The sequence below is a fragment of the Paramagnetospirillum sp. genome, from assembly GCF_058402745.1.
The window spans coordinates 63,694-77,460 of record NZ_JBZVFI010000019.1; the positions used below are offsets into that span (position 1 = coordinate 63,694).

Annotated in this window: 15 protein-coding genes; 10 read left to right on the forward strand and 5 right to left on the reverse strand. The window is 67.5% G+C overall.

Annotated elements, in window-relative coordinates; genetic code table 11:
* Window positions 1-41: 41 nt before the first annotated feature.
* Window positions 42-1,277: an MFS transporter gene (locus tag ACV4UZ_RS19850; RefSeq protein WP_491602520.1), complete on the forward strand. Its 1,236-nt coding sequence runs from the start codon at window positions 42-44 to the stop codon at window positions 1,275-1,277.
* Window positions 1,277-2,026 (forward strand): energy transducer TonB, encoded by a 750-nt coding sequence (locus ACV4UZ_RS19855; protein WP_491602521.1) that lies wholly within the window; start codon window positions 1,277-1,279, stop codon window positions 2,024-2,026. The genes ACV4UZ_RS19850 and ACV4UZ_RS19855 overlap by 1 nt, the downstream gene beginning before the upstream one ends.
* Here the strand turns inward: ACV4UZ_RS19855 and ACV4UZ_RS19860 are convergent.
* Both ACV4UZ_RS19860 and ACV4UZ_RS19865 read right to left on the reverse strand, forming a co-directional pair.
* Complete coding sequence (locus ACV4UZ_RS19860) at window positions 2,001-3,383, reverse strand: sensor histidine kinase (protein WP_491602522.1); 1,383 nt, start codon at window positions 3,381-3,383, stop codon at window positions 2,001-2,003. The genes ACV4UZ_RS19855 and ACV4UZ_RS19860 overlap by 26 nt on opposite strands.
* Complete coding sequence (locus tag ACV4UZ_RS19865) at window positions 3,370-4,047, reverse strand: winged helix-turn-helix domain-containing protein (protein ID WP_491602523.1); 678 nt, start codon at window positions 4,045-4,047, stop codon at window positions 3,370-3,372. Before ACV4UZ_RS19865 ends, ACV4UZ_RS19860 begins: the two co-directional genes overlap by 14 nt.
* A gap of 584 nt (window positions 4,048-4,631) precedes the next feature.
* Here ACV4UZ_RS19865 and ACV4UZ_RS19870 point away from each other — a divergent pair.
* The 3 genes from ACV4UZ_RS19870 to ACV4UZ_RS19880 all read left to right on the forward strand — a co-directional run bounded on the left by ACV4UZ_RS19870 (window position 4,632) and on the right by ACV4UZ_RS19880 (window position 6,420).
* Window positions 4,632-5,111, forward strand: coding sequence for an Hsp20/alpha crystallin family protein (locus ACV4UZ_RS19870; RefSeq protein WP_491602524.1), 480 nt, complete (start codon window positions 4,632-4,634; stop codon window positions 5,109-5,111).
* Between the two features lie 62 nt (window positions 5,112-5,173).
* On the forward strand, window positions 5,174-6,118 hold the full coding sequence (locus ACV4UZ_RS19875) for a M48 family metalloprotease (RefSeq protein WP_491602525.1): 945 nt from the start codon (window positions 5,174-5,176) through the stop codon (window positions 6,116-6,118).
* Between the two features lie 44 nt (window positions 6,119-6,162).
* Window positions 6,163-6,420, forward strand: a complete 258-nt coding sequence (locus tag ACV4UZ_RS19880; protein ID WP_491602526.1) for a hypothetical protein — start codon at window positions 6,163-6,165, stop codon at window positions 6,418-6,420.
* Window positions 6,421-6,564: 144 nt separating this feature from the next.
* On the opposite strand, the gene ACV4UZ_RS19885 is transcribed toward ACV4UZ_RS19880, so the two are convergent.
* Together ACV4UZ_RS19885 and ACV4UZ_RS19890 are read right to left on the reverse strand one after the other, a co-directional pair.
* Window positions 6,565-7,125 carry an SOS response-associated peptidase gene (locus tag ACV4UZ_RS19885; protein WP_491602527.1) on the reverse strand — a complete coding sequence of 187 codons (561 nt, stop codon included), beginning with the start codon at window positions 7,123-7,125 and terminating at the stop codon, window positions 6,565-6,567.
* Window positions 7,104-7,871 carry a TlyA family RNA methyltransferase gene (locus ACV4UZ_RS19890; protein WP_491602528.1) on the reverse strand — a complete coding sequence of 256 codons (768 nt, stop codon included), beginning with the start codon at window positions 7,869-7,871 and terminating at the stop codon, window positions 7,104-7,106. The genes ACV4UZ_RS19885 and ACV4UZ_RS19890 overlap by 22 nt, the downstream gene beginning before the upstream one ends.
* A gap of 96 nt (window positions 7,872-7,967) precedes the next feature.
* Here ACV4UZ_RS19890 and ACV4UZ_RS19895 point away from each other — a divergent pair, with 96 nt between their 5' ends.
* The 5 genes from ACV4UZ_RS19895 to ACV4UZ_RS19915 all read left to right on the forward strand — a co-directional run bounded on the left by ACV4UZ_RS19895 (window position 7,968) and on the right by ACV4UZ_RS19915 (window position 12,600).
* Window positions 7,968-8,900 (forward strand): histone deacetylase family protein, encoded by a 933-nt coding sequence (locus tag ACV4UZ_RS19895; RefSeq protein WP_491602529.1) that lies wholly within the window; start codon window positions 7,968-7,970, stop codon window positions 8,898-8,900.
* Window positions 8,901-9,030: 130 nt separating this feature from the next.
* Entirely contained in the window at window positions 9,031-9,276 is a 246-nt protein-coding gene (locus ACV4UZ_RS19900; protein WP_491602530.1) for an exodeoxyribonuclease VII small subunit, read from the forward strand.
* A 37-nt stretch (window positions 9,277-9,313) separates the two neighbouring features.
* Window positions 9,314-10,204 carry a polyprenyl synthetase family protein gene (locus ACV4UZ_RS19905; protein WP_491602531.1) on the forward strand — a complete coding sequence of 297 codons (891 nt, stop codon included), beginning with the start codon at window positions 9,314-9,316 and terminating at the stop codon, window positions 10,202-10,204.
* 12 nt (window positions 10,205-10,216) lie between these two features.
* A complete protein-coding gene (dxs, locus tag ACV4UZ_RS19910; RefSeq protein WP_491602532.1) occupies window positions 10,217-12,151 on the forward strand; it encodes a 1-deoxy-D-xylulose-5-phosphate synthase in 1,935 nt (644 codons plus the stop codon).
* A gap of 131 nt (window positions 12,152-12,282) precedes the next feature.
* On the forward strand, window positions 12,283-12,600 hold the full coding sequence (locus ACV4UZ_RS19915; RefSeq protein ID WP_068433977.1) for an ArsR/SmtB family transcription factor: 318 nt from the start codon (window positions 12,283-12,285) through the stop codon (window positions 12,598-12,600).
* A gap of 12 nt (window positions 12,601-12,612) precedes the next feature.
* Here the strand turns inward: ACV4UZ_RS19915 and ACV4UZ_RS19920 are convergent, their stop codons facing one another.
* On the reverse strand, window positions 12,613-13,641 hold the full coding sequence (locus ACV4UZ_RS19920) for an MBL fold metallo-hydrolase (protein WP_491602533.1): 1,029 nt from the start codon (window positions 13,639-13,641) through the stop codon (window positions 12,613-12,615).
* Window positions 13,642-13,767 lie beyond the last annotated feature (126 nt).

A 13,767-nucleotide genomic window follows, 5' to 3' on the forward strand; every position in this document is an offset into this window, starting at 1 on the left:
CAAGGTCTTCCATGAGGGGCCGCTTTCCAAGGATCCGCCCGGTGCCCAACTCCGCCCAGACTACCGTATCCGCCATGTTGGGGCGGGTGGTCCTGCCCTTCGCGGCGGGCTACTTCCTGTCCTACCTCTACCGGACGGTGAACGCGGTGCTGGCCCCCGAGATCGGTCGCGCCATCCATCTCGACGGCGGCGACATCGGCCTGATGACCGGGGTGTATTTCATCACCTTCGCCGCCGCCCAGCTGCCGCTCGGCATCCTGCTCGACCGCTTCGGCCCCCGCCGGGTGGAGAGCATCCTGCTGTGCTTCGCCGCCGCCGGCGCCTTCGCCTTTTCCCTGGCCGAATCGGTCCCCGCCCTGGTGATCGGCCGCGCCCTGGTGGGATTCGGCGTCTCGTCCTGCCTGATGGCGGCGCTGAAGGCCAACGTCCAGTTCTTCCCGCAACCCCGCATTCCCCTGATGAACGGCATCATCCTGGGCGCCGGCGGCCTGGGCGCCATCGCCGCCACCGCCCCGGTCCAGGCCGCCCTGCAGGTGACCGACTGGCGCGGGGTCTATGCCGGCGTCGCCGTCCTGACGCTGGGCGCCAGCGCCTTCCTCTGGCTGGCCGTCCCCGACCGCCACCCGCCGCCGGGCGCCGGTGGATTGCGCGCCCAGATCGCCGAAGTGGCCGAGATCTACCGTGACGCCGGCTTCTGGCGGGTTGCGCCGGCCACCATGCTGTCCATGGGCAGCTTCATGTCCATCCAAGGGCTGTGGGCCGGTCCCTGGCTGCGCGACATGGCAGGATTCACGCCCGATCAGTCGGCCACCGGCCTGACCGTGATGGCGGCGGCCATGGCGCTGGGCTACCTCTCGGTGGGAGCCATGGCCGAGAAGCTGGAGAAGCTGGGCATCCCGCCCATCACCCAAGGGGCCATCGGCATGGGCCTGCATGTCCTGGCCCTGGGCGCCATGGCGGCGGGATGGACCGCCGCGCCTCTGGCGCTCGCGACGTTCTACGGCCTGACCGGCACGGCCTGCTCGATCAATTACGCCGTGCTGACCCGACGCTTTCCGCTGCGCCTCGCCGGACGGGTCAACACCAGCCTCAACCTGACCATCTTCGTGGCCGCCTTCATCATCCAGTGGGGGCTTGGCGCCCTGATCGGCCTGTGGGACAAGGTGGACGGCCATTGGCCGCCGGTGGCCTGGGCGGTGGGCCTCGGCGTGCCCGCCCTGCTGACCCTTCTGGCCCTGATCTGGCAGATTCCCGCCTGCCGGGCGGAAAGGCCCTGATGCATCCGGGTACGGTTGACCGGCGGCCGACGGCCGCCTTCATCCTGTCGGCGGCGCTGCATGCACTGGTCGCCCTGTTGCTGCAGATGGAGGCCTGGCCGGATCTGCTGCCCAGGGAGCACAGCGAGCGAAGCATGGAGGTGGAGGTGGTCCGCGAACCACCCAGACCACCGCCCCCGCCGGCCCGGGAGCCGCCGCCCGAGCCGCCGCCCGAGCCGCCCAAGGTCCAGCCGGCCCCGCCTCCTCCGCCCTTGCAGCGTCCACAGCTGGAACCCGCGCCCCTGGCCGAAAAGTCGGCGGCACCGCGTCCCGCCCCCCGCCCCGAACCCGCCCCGAGGCCAGCCGTGGCCGCGACGGGGCTGTCGGCCGAGAGCGGCGCGTCATCGCGCCCGGCCCAATCCGCCGGCAGCCTGACCCAGAGCGCCCAGGACAAGGTCCTGGCCCAGGTGGTGGCCATGTGGCATTTCAATTCCAACGCCTTGCGGGGCAGCGACATGGTGCTGACCGCCAGCCTGCTGATCAACCGCGACGGAACCCTGTCCGGCCCCATGCACAAGGATTCGCCGTGGAATCCGGACGCGGTGATCAAGGGCTATTCGGCGCTGCCCGACGGCACCACCAAGCGGATGCTGGAAACGTTCCTGCTGGCGCTGCGCATGTCCCAGCCGCTGCAGCTGCCCCCCGACGACGGCAAGCCCTGGCCGCGCCAGATGATCCTGCGCTTCAAGCCGGGGGATCTTTCACGGTGAATTCCATCCGCACCACCAGCCCGGGCTGATTGCCGCCCAGCGAGAGCCGCGCGCCGTGCAGCCGCGCCACCGCCTGGACCAGCGACAGGCCCAGGCCGTTGCCCGGCGTCGAGCGGGTGGCGTCCAGGCGGACGAAACGTTCGAGCACGCTGTCGCGGGCGTCCTCGGGAATGCCGGGGCCGCTGTCGGCCACCGACAGGATCACCGAGCCGGGGCCGCCCTCGACGGCGACCGCCACCTCGCCACCGGCGGGCGTATACTTGACGGCGTTGTCCACCAGATTGGCCAGCGCCTGGAAAAGCAGGTGGCGATCGACCTTGAGGGCAAGGCCGCCATCGGCCCGGCACTGGAGACGGATGCCCTTCTCCTCGGCCAGGGGTTCGTAAAGCTCGACCACGTCGGCGGCCAGGGTGGCGGGATCGATGACCTCGAAGCGGTCGAGCCGCGCCGCCGATTCGGCGTGGGATATGGTCAGGATGGCGTTGAAGGTGGCCAGAAGGTGGTCGGCCTCGGCCAGCGTTTCCTCGAGGGTACGGCGATAGGCGTCGCGGTCCGCCTCGCCCAGCAGCACCAGATCGATGCGCGAGCGCAGGCGGTTCAGGGGCGTGCGCAGGTCGTGGGCGATGTTGTCCGAGACGGTGCGGATGCCTTCCAGCAGACGCTCCAGCTCGTCCATCATCTCGTTGAAGCTCTCGGCCAGGGAATCGAACTCGTCGTCGATCCCCGAGACCTGCATGCGCTGGCTCATGTCGCCGCCGAAGATGCGGCGCGCCGTGCGGCTCATCTCCTCGACCCGCTGCAACAGGTGGCGGCTGGTGAAATAGCCGCCCACCACGCCCAGCAGGATGGTCAGCGCCAGGCCCCAGCCCAGCGCCCGGTTGATGGCCGATTTCACCCGCTTGGCGTCGGCCAGCGAACGCCCGACCAGCAGGCGGTAGCCGTCGGCCAGCTCGTAGACATGGGCCAGCACCTCGATTCCCGGGCCGACGCTGCCCACCTGGATCAGCCGGAAGCGGACCCAGCCCAGCTGGCTGGACACCTCGGCCGGCCAGGATTTGATGTTGCCGGCCAGGATGTGGCCGGAATGGCCCATCAGCAGATAGGTGTTGCGGCTTTCGATGTCCTGGCGCATGCGCTGGCCGATGATCTCGGCCAGACCGCCGAGATCGCGCGAGTGATAGACCTCGGACAGGCCGGTGGCCTCGGCCTCCACCGTTTCCTGCACCTGCCACTCGATGAACATGGTGGTGCTCCACGACACCAGGGCCAGCAGCGCGATGGCCGAGACGGTGAAGATGCCGAGATAGCTCAGCGCCAGCCGGAAGGTGGTGGTGCGGAGAAGGCTAGCGGGCCGCACGAAGGGTGTATCCGGCGCCGCGGACCGTATGGATCAGCGGCAGTTCGAAATCCTTGTCCACCTTCTGGCGCAACCGGCTGATATGGACGTCGATCAGGTTGGTCTGGGGGTCGAAATGATACTCCCAGACGTTCTCCAGCAGCATGGTGCGGGTCACCACCTGGCCGGCGTGGCGCATGAGGTATTCCAGCAGCCGGAACTCGCGCGGCTGCAGGTCGATCTCCTGCCCGCCCCGCATCACCGTGCGGGCCAGGAGGTCCATCTCCAGGTCCTCGACCTTGAGCCGGGTCTCCGGCTGGGATGTGGACACCCGGCGCGACAACGCCTCGATGCGGGCCAGCAGCTCGGCGAAGGCGTAAGGCTTGACCAGATAGTCGTCGCCGCCCGCCTTGAGGCCCCTCACCCGGTCGTCCACCTTGCCCAGCGCGGAGAGCACCAGCACCGGCGTGGTGTTGCCGGCGGCGCGCAGCGCCTGGATGATGGCCAGACCGTCCAGGCCGGGCAGCATGCGGTCGATGATCATGGCGTCCCAGCGTTCCGACGTCGCCAGGAACAGGCCGTCGGTGCCGGTGGCGGCGTGATCGACCACATGGCCGGCTTCCTTCAGGCCCTTGGCCATGTAAGCCGCCGCTTCGCTGTCGTCCTCGATCAGAAGGATGCGCATCTGCCCATTTACCTTGTTGTGACGGGGACCATACAATCAACCCCCCTCACGGAAAAGCCCCCGCGCCAGGGGGGAGAGCGCGGGGGCCTTTTTCCGGTGCCCGGCAGCGGGGGGACGCTGCCGGTGGTTCGACTTGACCGCTCGGGGGGAAGAAGCGGCCAGCCGTGCGGCGGGGAGTTCAATTCCGCCGGGTTCGAGAGGCTTTGGCGAGGAGCGCAAACTTGCCGCCGACCGCCATCTCCAACCTGATGAAGGGATCATGGCAGGCGCCGGGTTACCGCAGCATTTCACCGCGATTAACCTTTGGTAATATTGGCCGAAACCATGCCGGCCGATCATATCCGCCATGCGCAACACACTGATATAAATGACGAAACCATGCCTTGACGGCGTGACACCCCACCTTACATCGAAGAGTGGGAAGGTGTTCGAACGAAGCCTTCCCGTGCGCGTGCCGCACTCCGCGGGCGCGGGTGTCCGCCGGCCCCATTCGGGGATCTGGCGTCGGGCCGGCCATCGGCAACGTTTCACCCGCCCCGGGCAACGCGGCACGCGGGCGTGCAACATTGCGATGGAGGACAGTCATGAACCGCACCATGATTCCCAAGGGCCATACGCCTCTGGCCTCCCGCGAGGGGCGCCTCGAGCCGTTCTTCGCGCTCCAGCGCGGCATCAACCGGATGTTCGACGATCTCTGGCACGGCTTCGACGTGCCGACCGTTTTCGCCGGCCATCGCTTCCCCACCCTGGAAGTGCGCGACGACGACAAGGCGGTGTCGGTCATCGCCGAGCTGCCGGGTCTGGGGCCCGATGACGTGGAACTCAGCCTGCGCGACGGCATTCTCACCCTGAAGGGCGAGAAGAAGACCGAAAGCGAGGAAAAGACCGAGCGCGGCTTGGTGTCCGAACGCTGGTTCGGCCATTTCGAACGCTCGGTGGCCGTGGGCGACGTGGATGAGAGCACCACCGAAGCCAAGTACGAGAACGGTGTGCTCACCGTCACCCTGCCCAAGGTCGAGCGGCCGAAGGAAACGGGACGCAAGATTCCCATCGCGGCCAAGTAGCATGATCCGCTGGGGCGCCGCCGGACATCCGGACGGCGCCCCACTCTTACCGGGAGCGTCCCATGCTGGACTATCGGTCGCTGCGAGACCAGGCTCGGCGCAATCGCCGCGACACCGCCTTCGTCCTGGCCGCCATCGCCCTGCTGATGTCGCTGGCCGGCTGGCTGCTGGCGGGGGAATTGGGAATCCTCGCCGCCCTGGCGGGCGCCGCCCTCGCCCTGGCGGTGAGTCCGAGCAACTCGGTCGCCATGATGCGGGCCGTCTACCGCGCCCGTCCGTTGCCGGTTCAAGCCGCACCGGGCCTGTGGCGCGTCCATATGGAATTGTGCCGTCGCGCCGGGCTGGAAACCGTGCCCCCTCTGCTGATCATCCCTTCGGCGTCCGTCACCGCCCTGTCGGCCGGCTGGGGGCGGCATTGCGCCATCGCCCTGTCCGAGGGAGCCCTCCTGCACTTCTCGCCGGAAGAGACCGCCGCCGTGCTGGCCCACGAAATCGCCCATATCCGGGCCGGAGATCTCAAGCTGCTGCGCCTGGCCGACACCGCCGGCAACCTGACCCATGGCCTGGCGGCCGCCACTCTGATCCTGCTGGTGCTGTTCCTGCCCGACATGCTGGCGGCGGAAGCCTCGCCGAATATGGCGGCCATCGCCCTGCTGGCCCTGTCGCCCGTCGGCTGCGATCTGCTGCGCCTGCGCCTGTCGCGCACCCGGGAATTCGCCGCCGACGCCGAAGCGGCCCGTCTGTGCGGCTCGCCCGTGGGGCTCATTTCCGCGCTGGCCCGCCTGGAGCGCCGCTACGACACCTTGACGCCGCCCGGCTGGTGGCAGCTGATCCGCACCCATCCCACCACCGCCGAGCGCATCGCCCGCCTGCGGGACTTGGCCCCGCCGGCCCATCCCGACGTCCGGAATCTGCTGTTGGGGGAGGCTCCCTGGTACGCACCACCTCCATCCGCGCAGGCCCGATACGCCGGGGCAGCGCATCCCCGGCACCGAATTATGTGGTAAGCTGTTTACCTTAGTCGGTTCCGGAAAGCGTGGGGAGATTCGCCATGTTGAGCCTGGAAGACTGTATCGCCTTCAGCGGCTTGACGGCCGAGCAGCTGGAAGCCGTCGCCTGCCACGAGCACCTGCCCCTGATCATCGTCGCCGAATGGGCGGAAACCGTCCTGGCGGCCGAGGACGGCTGCGCCAAGGTCGCCGCCATCCTGTGCGAGGAGGTGGAGGCCGCCGCCATCCACCACAGGGACCGTCTCTGCGACTGGGCGCGCGGCCTGGAGCAGTTCCGGCGCGAGCACGCCCTCAACTAAAGCATCGAGCGTCAAATCAGAGACAGATTGTCACCCTGAGCTTCGGCGAAGGGTCTTTCAGGCACCTGCGGCAATCGCCTCAGGCTGAAAGATGCTTCGCTGTGCTCAGCATGACAGCGTGTCTCATATTTGACGCTCGCCGCTCTAGCCGAACAGGTCGCCCTGGGCGGCTTCGGTCGTGACGGCGTACGGCCCGTCATCGGGGCGCATGAGCGGAGCAACGGCGTCGAAAGGCATTGCGCCGTCCAGCCATCTCCCCTCTTCCGCGGGCTTCAGCACCACGGGCATGCGGTCGTGGATCGCGGCAAGGCCGTCGCCGGGGGCGCAGGTGACGATCACCACCCGCTCTCCATCGGTCAGTCCGGCGAAGGCCAGGATCTCTCCGTCCACGGGTGCGATCCGGGTCTTGGCTCGCCGGGGCCATTCCCACCACGCGGTGGCCGGCACCAGCACCCGCCCCCTGGCCAGCAACGGACGGAAGGTCGGCCTGGACGCCAGGGTCTCGGCCCGGGCGTTGATCAGCGGCGCCGCCTGCCACTCCACCACCAGGCCCCAGCGCATCAGGCGAGCGCCGTCACCGCCGATCGCCAGGACGGAATCGGTTGGGCGAAGTTCCCTGGCGGACGGCAGCGGCGGCGGCACCGTCAGGCGGAAGCGCCGTGCGAGTTCGCGGGAATTGGCGTTCAGTTCGAAACGGGAGCACACGGCGCGCCCTCGAACCGCCCGACGATGAGGAATTCCTTGTTGCCCTCCGGCCCCAGGATGGGACTTTCGGTGATCCCTTCCACCCGCCATCCCGGCAGACTATCCAGCCAGAGGCGGATTCGCTCGCAGACCTCGGCGTGCAGTTCGGGCTCGCGCACCACGCCGCCCTTGCCCACCCGCCCCTTGCCCACCTCGAATTGCGGCTTGATCAGCGCCGCCAGCACCGCTCCCGGCCGGGCCAGGGCGAGGGCGGCGGGCAGCACGGTTTCCAGCCCGATGAAGCTGGCGTCGCACACCACCATGTCCACCGGCTCGGGTATCCGCTCGGCCGTCAGGTGGCGGGCGTTGGTGCGTTCCAGCACCACCACGCGGGAATCGCTTCTGAGCTTCCAGGCCAGTTGCCCGTGGCCGACATCGACGGCATAGACCCGCGCCGCGCCGAAGGCCAGCAGCACGTCGGTGAACCCTCCGGTGGAGGCCCCCACGTCGATGGCCACCTTGCCGGCGGGGTCGATGCCGAACGCCTCGATGGCCTTGGCCAGTTTGAGGCCGCCCCGCGACACCCATGGATGATCCTGGCCCTTGAGCTCCAGGGCGCAATCCTCGGGCAGCGCGGTGCCCGGCTTGTCCACCCGCCGATCGCCGCTGTAGACCAGACCGGCCATGATCAGGGCCTGGGCCTTGGAGCGGCTTTCCACCAGCCCTCTATCCACCAACAATTGATCGGCCCGCTTTTTCGCGCTCATACGCTGCCGTCCCATGCAAAAAACAGGGATGGAAATTGCCCTCCCTTTCCCCGAGAATACAGAAAATTCATATAAACGCGGGACGTCCAAGCCAGAATGACAACGTTGCTGTTCACGCACCCAGTCTGTCTGCAGCATGACACGGGCGATTATCACCCCGAATGCGCCGACCGTATCAAGGCCGTCCTCGCCGCTCTGGAGAGCGAAGAGTTCATGATGCTGCTGCGCGACGAAGCGCCGCACGCCACCATGGAACAGCTGATGCGGGCCCACCCGCTCAGCCACATCGACTACGTGCTGGATTCGGTGCCCAACAGCGACGGCCACCACCACCTGGATCCCGACACCATTCTGTCGCGCTATTCGGGCGAGGCCGCGCTGCGTTCGGCAGGCGCCGGCATCGCGGCGGTGGATGCCGTGGCCACGGGGCAGGTCCGCAACTGCTTCTGCGCCACGCGACCGCCCGGCCATCATGCCGAACGCGACAACGCCATGGGCTTCTGCTTCTTCAACAATGCCGCCATCGCGGCGCTGCACGCCCGCGACGCCCACGGCTTCAAACGGGTGGCGGTCGTCGATATCGACGTGCATCACGGCAATGGCACCCAGCACATCCTGTGGGACGAGCCCGGCATGCTCTATGCCTCCACCCACCAGGAGCACGCCTATCCCAATACCGGCCTGGCCGACGAAACCGGCGGCGAGGGCATCATGGTCAACGTCCCGCTGCCGGCGGGCACGGGATCCGACGACTACCGCATGGCCTTCACCGACATCCTGCTGCCCCGGCTGCGGGAGTTCGCGCCCGATTTCCTGATCATCTCGGCCGGCTTCGACGCCCATGCCGCCGACCCCCTGGCCCATCTGCGGCTGACCACCGCCGATTTCGGCTGGGTCACCCGGCAATTGCTCCAGGTGGCGGAGGAGACGGCGGGCAACCGGGTGGTCTCGCTGCTGGAAGGCGGCTATGACCTGCGCGCCCTGGCGGCCAGCGCCCGCGAGCACGTCCGCGCCCTGATGGGAATGTAAAAAAGTTTCGCCATACCCCCGCGACTTTTTTCAAATGGTACGCAGTGGCGCTTGCCTTCGGGAAGCGCCACCCGTAAACTTCCGCGCTTCGTTGGAAGACCCGATACAGGTTGTTTAATCAAGAGTCCCCATGGCAGACATCCCCACCGACATCGCCGCCATGAGTTTCGAGGAGGCCCTGGCCGAACTGGATCTCATCGTGCGCCGGCTGGAGGAAGGCAAGGGCCGCCTTGATGATTCCATCGTCGCCTACGAGCGCGGCGCGCTGCTGAAGAAGCATTGCGAGGCCAAGCTGGAAGAGGCGCGAACCAAGGTCGAGCGGATCGTATCGGGTCCCGATGGCAGCGTGGCCCTTGAGGCCGGAAATAACGTGTGATCCTTGAAAGTCGAGTGAACCATTGACTGATTCTCCCATGTCTCCGCGCCTCACCGAGGCTCTGACCGTCGTCAGCCAGGCCGTCAATTCCGAGCTGGACCGCCTGTTGCCGGTTTCCGAATCGCCCGATTCCCGGGTTCACGAGGCCATGCGCTACGCCACCCTGGACGGCGGCAAGCGGTTGCGCCCCTTCCTGGTGATGCAGTCGGCCAGCCTGTTCAACGTGGCGGAAAGCGCCGCGATCCGCGTCGCCTGCGCCATCGAGATGATCCACTGCTATTCGCTGGTTCATGACGACCTGCCCTGCATGGACGACGACGACCTGCGCCGCGGCCGTCCCACCTGCCACAAGGCGTTCGACGAGGCCACCGCGCTCTTGGCCGGCGACGCATTGCTGACCAAGGCGTTCGAGGTGCTGGTCAATCCCGCCACCCACGCCGATCCGTCGGTGCGCTGCGAACTGGTGGCCGATCTGGCCCACGCCTCGGGCGGCCAGGGCATGGTCGGCGGCCAGATGATCGATCTTCAGGCCCACACCCTGGACCTGGACGTGGCGGGCATCACCCGGCTGCAGCAGCTGAAGACCGGCCGCCTGTTCTCGTTCTCGTGCGAGGCCGGCGCCGTGCTGGGCAAGGCCCATGGCGAGCTGCGCCTGGCATTGCGCAATTACGCCCACGACCTGGGCCTGGCCTTCCAGATCGCCGACGACATCCTGGATGTGGAAGGCGACGTGGCCGAGGTGGGCAAGCGCCTCAACAAGGACGCCGATGCCGGCAAGGCGACCTTCGTGTCGCTGCTCGGCCTCGAGCGCGCCAAATCCCAGGCGGACATGCTGGCCGAACAGGCCTGCCGCCATCTCGATCCCTTCGGCGAGAAGGCCGATCTGATGCGGGACGTTGCCCGCTTCGTCGTTCGCCGCCGTTCGTGAGGTCCTAAGGTCATGACTCCTCCCCCCGTCCCCGGAAAGCCCAAGTCGTCCCTGCTCGACCGCGTGTCGAGCCCGGCCGACATCCGCGACTTCTCCATCGAGGAGCTGGAGCAGCTGACCCATGAGGTCCGCCAGGAAATGATTCAATCGGTATCGTTCACCGGCGGCCATCTCGGCGCCGGCCTGGGCGTCGCCGAATTGACCGTGGCGCTGCACCACATCTTCGACACGCCGCGCGACCGGCTGATCTGGGACGTGGGCCATCAGGCCTATCCCCACAAGATCCTCACCGGGCGCCGCCACCGCATGCGCACCATGCGCCAGGGCGGCGGACTGTCGGGCTTCACCCGCAGGTCCGAGAGTGAGTACGACCCCTTCGGCGCCGGCCATTCCTCCACCTCCATCTCGGCGGCGCTGGGCATGGCGGTGGCGCGCGACCTCAAGGGCGGCACCAACAACGTCATCGCGGTGATCGGCGACGGCGCCATGAGCGCCGGCCAGGCCTACGAGGCCATGAACAATGCCGGCGCGGCGGGCTCGCGCCTGATCGTCATCCTCAACGACAACGACATGTCCATCGCTCCGCCGGTGGGCGCCCTGTCGGCCCACCTGTCGCGGCTGCTGTCGTCGCCGTCCTACCACTCGCTGCGCCATCTGGTGAAGGATCTGGCCCACCTGCTGCCGCCTCCCCTGGAACGCGCCATGGGCCGCGCCGAGGAATACGCCCGCGGCATGGTCTCGGGCGGCGGCACGCTGTTCGAGGAGTTGGGCTTCTATTACGTCGGCCCCATCGACGGCCACAATTTCGAGCACCTTCTGCCGGTGCTGAAGAACGTCCGCGATTCCGACGAGACCCGCCCCGTCCTGCTGCATGTGGTGACCAAGAAGGGCCGCGGCTATCCGCCGGCCGAGGCCGCCGCCGACAAGTATCACGGCGTGGGCCGCTTCGACGTGCTGACCGGCCAGCTGGAAAAGCCCAAGGCCAACGCGCCGTCCTACACCTCGGTGTTCTCCAAGGCGCTGATCGCCGAGGCCGAGGTGGACGACCGCATCGTCGCCATCACCGCCGCCATGCCGGCGGGAACCGGGCTGGACAAGTTCGGCGACCGTTTCCCGGCGCGCACCTTCGACGTGGGCATCGCCGAGCAGCACGCGGTGACCTTCGCCGGCGGCCTGGCCACCGAGGGCTTCAAGCCGTTCTGCGCCATCTACTCCTCGTTCCTGCAGCGGGCCTACGACCAGGTGCAGCACGACGTGGTGTTGCAGAAGCTCCCCGTGCGCTTCGCCATCGACCGCGCCGGTCTGGTGGGCGCCGACGGCGCCACCCATGCCGGCTCCTACGACATGGCTTTCCTGGGCTGCCTGCCCGACATCGTCATCATGTGCCCGTCCGACGAGGCCGAGCTGATGCACGCCGTCGCCACCGCCGTGGCCATCGACGACCGCCCCTCGGCCTTCCGCTACCCGCGTGGCGAGGGTGTGGGCGTCGAACTGCCCGAACGCGGCTCCGTGATGCCCATCGGCAAGGGCCGCGTGGTACGCGAGGGCAACCGCGTCGCCATCCTGTCGCTCGGCACCCGTCTGGCCGAGGTGTTGAAGGCATCCGACGAGTTGGCCACCCGTGGCCTTGCCCCCACCGTGGTGGATGCCCGCTTCATGAAGCCGCTGGACGAAGAGCTGATCCTGCGCATGGCGCGCGAGCACGAGGTGCTGATCACCGTCGAGGAGGGCTCGGTCGGCGGCTTCGCCAGCCATGTGCTGCACCTGCTGGCGGCCAAGGGCGCCCTGGATCGCGGCCTCAAGGTCCGCCCCCTGGCGCTCCCCGATGCCTTCGTCGAGCATGACACCCCGACCATCCAGTACGAGAAGATCGGCCTCAACGCCTCGGGCATCGTGGCGACGGTGCTGGCCACCCTGGGGGAAACCCGCGAAGCCGTCAGCGCCTGACAATATACACATTAAATTGCGTAATATATCGGCGCCGCTCGCCATCGAGCGGCGCCGTTTTGTATATGGATTGAATTAGCGTGGATCAGTGATATTATATATGTGACATCCGAGATTTGAGGAAAGCGGTCATGGAATTGGAAAAACTTCAGGAAAGCGCCCGCCGGGCCAGCGCCTTGCTGAAGGCCATGAGCAATGAGCACCGCCTGATGATCCTGTGTCAGCTGCTTCCCGGCGAGAAGTCGGTGGGCGAGCTTGAACGCATCATCGGCCTGTCCCAGTCGGCACTGTCGCAGCATCTGGCCCGCCTGCGCCGCGACTCCCTGGTCACCACCCGGCGTCAGGCCCAGACCATCTTCTATTCCCTGGCCGGCATCGAGGCGCGCGCGGTGATCGATACCCTGTACGGGCTGTATTGCAAGCCGGAAGGCGCCGCCTGCGCGGGATAGCCGGTGGCGGGCTCAGGCCCGCCGATAGCGCCATACCCCGTCCGCTTCCAAACTCCGCTCCACTTTCCCCCGCTTCATCAGGTGATGGAGATGGGCCAGGGTCTCGCCGGTGGCGAAGCCCAATTGATGGGCGTCCAGCGGCCGGGTGAACAAGATCTTCAGCACCTGCACCGCCGTGGCGGGCTCGACACAGGCGGACAGAGTCTTTTCCAGCCGCTCGGCGTGGTGGGCCTTGAGGTCGTCGATACGGGTGTGCAACCCCTGGAACGGCAGCCCGTGGGAGGGCAGCACCAGGGTATCGGCCGGCAGCTGGCGCAAACGGTCCAGGGCGTCGAGGAACAGGGACAGCGGTTCGGATTCCGGCTGCTGCGGCCACACGCCGACGATGGGCGAGATGCGCGGCAGCACCTGGTCGCCGGAAATCAGCAGCCCGGCCTCCTGGCAATACAGGCAGGCATGCTCGGGCGAATGCCCGCCACCCTCGATCACCCGCCAGGTCCGCCCGCCGATGGTCATCTCGTCCCCATGGCGGATGCCGATGACGCGGACCGGCATGATGTCGATGCGCGAGCGATAGGTATTGCGCCGTTCCTTGACTCCCTCCAGCTGCTCGGCATCCAGGCCGATGCGGGTGTAGTAGCGCAGCTGGTTGGCGACGAATTCGGGAGTATCCTCCAGCCACAGCATGCGCCCGAACAGCCATTCGCGCATCATGGCGGTGAGATCCACCCCCAGCCTGTCGCACAGCCAGCCGGCCAGCCCCATGTGGTCGGGATGGAAATGGGTGGCGACCAGCCGGTTCACCCGCTTGCCCGCCAGCGGACCGGCGAAGATGTCCTCCCACAGGGCCTTGGTGGCGTCGTTGCCCAGGCCGGTATCCACCAGCACCACACCCTCGCCATCGTCCAGAACCCACAGATTGATGTGGTCCAGGGCAAAGGGCAACGGCATGCGGACCCACCGCACTCCCGGCGCCACCTCCAGCAATTGCGCGGGATTCGGTGGCTCGGTCAGCGGATGGATCAGGGATGAACGGCTCACGGCAGGGCTCTCCGAATTAATTCGGTAAGTCTTTGCATATTTGGTGCGGTGCGACAAGATTCAAGCTGGTGGTAGCGCCGCCCTATCCGTTATCGCGATTTGTGGACTGCATCATTCAGGTTATCC

Bases quoted from the DNA above. Each gene is read 5' to 3' on its own strand.
- ACV4UZ_RS19855 (WP_491602521.1), top strand. From the start codon at position 1,277: ATGCATCCGGGTACGGTTGACCGGCGGCCGACGGCCGCCTTCATCCTG.
- ACV4UZ_RS19865 (WP_491602523.1), bottom strand. From the start codon at position 4,047: ATGCGCATCCTTCTGATCGAGGACGACAGCGAAGCGGCGGCTTACATG.
- ACV4UZ_RS19870 (WP_491602524.1), top strand. From the start codon at position 4,632: ATGAACCGCACCATGATTCCCAAGGGCCATACGCCTCTGGCCTCCCGC.
- ACV4UZ_RS19875 (WP_491602525.1), top strand. From the start codon at position 5,174: ATGCTGGACTATCGGTCGCTGCGAGACCAGGCTCGGCGCAATCGCCGC.
- ACV4UZ_RS19880 (WP_491602526.1), top strand. From the start codon at position 6,163: ATGTTGAGCCTGGAAGACTGTATCGCCTTCAGCGGCTTGACGGCCGAG.
- ACV4UZ_RS19890 (WP_491602528.1), bottom strand. From the start codon at position 7,871: ATGAGCGCGAAAAAGCGGGCCGATCAATTGTTGGTGGATAGAGGGCTG.
- ACV4UZ_RS19895 (WP_491602529.1), top strand. From the start codon at position 7,968: ATGACAACGTTGCTGTTCACGCACCCAGTCTGTCTGCAGCATGACACG.
- ACV4UZ_RS19900 (WP_491602530.1), top strand. From the start codon at position 9,031: ATGGCAGACATCCCCACCGACATCGCCGCCATGAGTTTCGAGGAGGCC.
- ACV4UZ_RS19905 (WP_491602531.1), top strand. From the start codon at position 9,314: ATGTCTCCGCGCCTCACCGAGGCTCTGACCGTCGTCAGCCAGGCCGTC.
- dxs (WP_491602532.1), top strand. From the start codon at position 10,217: ATGACTCCTCCCCCCGTCCCCGGAAAGCCCAAGTCGTCCCTGCTCGAC.
- ACV4UZ_RS19915 (WP_068433977.1), top strand. From the start codon at position 12,283: ATGGAATTGGAAAAACTTCAGGAAAGCGCCCGCCGGGCCAGCGCCTTG.